Consider the following 3052-nt stretch of genomic DNA (forward strand, 5'->3'; position numbering starts at 1 on the left):
TCCAGCGCCTCGACCACGGTCGGGCCCTTGTACCAGCCGATCCGGTCGGTGCGCTCGGCGACGCCGTCGCCGTCGCGGGCGGAAATCGGGATCACGGCCGTAGGCTTCACGCCGAGGCCGTTCAGATGCGCCGAAATCTCGTCGCTGATCTCCTTGAAGCGGTCGGCGGAGAAATCAACGCGGTCCATCTTGTTGACGACAACAGCGACCTGCTTCACGCCGAGCAGATGCAGGAGATAGCCGTGCCGCCGTGTCTGGTCGCGCACGCCTTCGAGCGCGTCGATGATCAGCACCGCGCCGTCGGCCTGCGAGGCGCCGGTGATCATGTTGCGCAGGAATTCGGCGTGGCCGGGCGCGTCGATCAGAACGATGTCGCGCGAATTGGTGCGGAAGCGGATCTGCGTGGTGTCGATGGTGATGCCCTGGTCCCGCTCGGTCTGCAGCGCATCCAGCAGGAACGACCATTCGAACGGCATGCCGCGTCGCGCGCTGACGGCTTTCAGCATGTCGAGCTTGCCGTCGGGCAGGCTGCCGGTCTCGTGCAAGAGGCGGCCGACCAGCGTCGATTTGCCGTGATCGACATGGCCGACGATGACGATGCGGACCTGCGGACGGGTGGTGCCGTTCGGGGTGGCCGGCGAAGCGGGGGTGACGATCATGTTCATATCGCGCTCGCGTTCTTGATCAGAGATAGCCGGCGACGCGCAGGCGCTCGAAGGCGTCCTCGGTCTCGTGGTCGAGCGCGCGGCCGGCGCGCTCCGGCACCTTGGTCTGCTCGAGCTCGATCAGGATCTCGTCGATGTTGGACGCGGTCGACGCGACCGGATTGGTGATGTCCTGATCCCCCAGCGAGCGATAGCGCTTGCCGTCCCTGGCGAGATATAGCGGGATGATCGGGATGTTCTCGCGCTTGGTGTAGGCCCAGATGTCGGCCTCGGTCCAATGCAGGATCGGATGGATGCGCAAATGCGCGCCCTGCGGCGGCGAGGCGTTGAAATGGTCCCAGAACTCCGGCGGCTGGTCGCGCACGTCCCAATTGCCTTCGAGCCCGCGCGGCGAGAACACACGCTCCTTGGCGCGCGTTGCCTCCTCGTCGCGGCGGATGCCGGCGATCAGGCCGTCAAAGCCGAATTTGCCGAGCGCCATCTTTAGGCCTTCGGTCTTGCGCGCAGCGGAGCGCGCGGCCGGCGGCAGCGTCGGATCGACGGCATCGATGGGCGGGCAGGGCTCGACGCGCAGATCGAGATCCCATTCTTTGCCGTAGTGATCCCGAAAGCGGTACATCTCCGGAAACTTCTTGCCGGTGTCGACATGCAAAGCCGGGAACGGCACGCGGCCGAAGAACGCTTTCCGCGCCAGCCAGATCATGACGTTGGAGTCCTTCCCGAGCGACCACAGCAGCGCGATCTTCTTCAGCCGGGCGAAGGCCTCGCGGAAGATGTAGATGCTCTGCGCCTCGAGCTGGTCCAGATGGTCCATGCTGGGGGCAAGGTCAGCAGAAAATTCTTGCGTGCGTGCGCGCTCGGCCGGGGCCGGGCTGCTCAGTCCGCTCGCTGCGGAATCGTCCTTGAGAAGATGCATCTCTGCCACTTTGCGTTTGGAGGCGAAAATTCTATAGTTGCGGTGCGGAAGAGAAGAAAAAATTTTCTCTTTGCGCGCTCGAAACGACACATATATAGAAAATAATTCCAGTCAACCCCGGATGTGGGGGAAGCGAGTATCGCATGCGGTTCTTGCCGGTGTTTCTCGATCTCAAGGCCGGTCCGGTGGTCCTCATCGGCGCGGGTGAGCTTTTGCGTGCCAAGCTGCGCGTGCTCGCTGCGGCCGGTGCGCGCATCCGCGTGCATGCGATCGACGGCAATCATGATTTGGGTCTCAACTCGGAGGACGCGGTGCGGATCGAGATCGCTGCCGGCGATCCACTGACCGCCGATCTCGCCGGCGTCATCGCCATCGTCTGCGCTGGTGCGGGTGATGTCGGCGTGGCGATGTCGGTTCGCGCCAAGGCTCTCGGTCTGCCCGTCAACGTCATGGACGATCTCGAACATTCCAGCTTCATCTTCCCGGCGATCGTCGATCGCGGCGATGTCGTGGTCGCAGTCGGCACCGGCGGCACCTCGCCCGTCGTGGCACGGCGCGTGCGCGAGAAGATCGAGGCGCTGCTGCCGGCCCGTATCGGCGAGCTCGCCGAGTTCATCGGCGGCTTTCGCAAGTCCATCAACGAGCGCATCACTGAGTTTCCGCTGCGCCGCCGGTTCTGGGAGCGCGTCATCGACGGCCCGATCGGCGCTGCCGTGCTCGGCGGCCGCAAGAGCGAGGCGGAGGCCGCGCTCAAGGCGATTGCCGATCCCTCCGAATTCGCGCGCGCCGATAAGCCGGAAGGCTCGGTCGCGCTGGTCGGCGCCGGTCCCGGCGATCCCGATCTTCTCACCATCAAGGCGCTGCGCGCATTGCAGGATGCGGACATCGTCTTCCATGACGAGCTGATCTCGGGCGAAATTCTCGACCGCATCCGCCGCGACACCACGCGCGTTCCGGTCGGCCGCCGCGTCGGCAAGCCCGGCATCGGCCAGGACGCCATCAACAAGCGCATGATCGAGGCCGCGCAATCCGGTCAGCGCGTGGTGCGGCTGAAGGGCGGCGATCCCTTCGTGTTCGGCCGTGGTGGCGAAGAGGTCGAAGCCCTGCGCGCGGCAGGCGTCGCCTATTCGATCATCCCCGGCATCACCGCGGGGCTCGGCGGCGCCGCCGATTTCGAGGTGCCGCTCACCTACCGTCACGAAGCGACCCGCATCACCTTCCTCACCGCGCACAAGGCGCGCGACGCGGAAGTCGTGGACTGGGCCACGCTGACCGACACCAGAATGACCGTTGTGGTCTACATGGGCATGACTGCCGCGCCCGCCGTGCGCGCCGGCCTGTTCGCCGCCGGCCGTTCGCCGGAGACGCCGGTCGGCGTGTTCGCGCGCGTCACCCGTCCCGATGCGCAGGGCGCGATCGGCACGCTGCGCGACCTTCCCGAGCTGGTGCGGCGGGTCAGCGGCGGTCCCGC

The 3052-nt window shown here is 66.1% G+C and carries 3 protein-coding genes; 1 reads left to right on the forward strand and 2 read right to left on the reverse strand.

The annotated features are described in order from the left end of the window. Together IC66_RS0129350 and cysD are read right to left on the reverse strand one after the other, a co-directional pair. Window positions 1-665, reverse strand: a 665-nt coding sequence (locus tag IC66_RS0129350; RefSeq protein WP_038950053.1) for a P-loop NTPase family protein, incomplete at its 3' end; no start/stop codon positions are given. 19 nt (window positions 666-684) lie between these two features. Further along, window positions 685-1479, reverse strand: coding sequence for a sulfate adenylyltransferase subunit CysD (cysD, locus tag IC66_RS0129355; protein ID WP_038950054.1), 795 nt, complete (start codon window positions 1477-1479; stop codon window positions 685-687). Window positions 1480-1724: 245 nt separating this feature from the next. Between cysD and cysG the strand changes: the two genes are divergently transcribed. Further along, on the forward strand, window positions 1725-3052 hold a 1328-nt coding region (cysG, locus tag IC66_RS0129360; RefSeq protein WP_038950055.1), incomplete at its 3' end, for a siroheme synthase CysG.

Source organism: Bradyrhizobium genomosp. III (genome assembly GCF_000261705.1).
Taxonomy (GTDB): Bacteria; Pseudomonadota; Alphaproteobacteria; order Rhizobiales; family Xanthobacteraceae; genus Bradyrhizobium; species Bradyrhizobium ottawaense.

Excerpts from the sequence above, each read along its gene's own strand:
- cysD (WP_038950054.1), bottom strand. The coding sequence starts at position 1,479 with ATGGACCATCTGGACCAGCTCGAGGCGCAGAGCATCTACATCTTCCGC.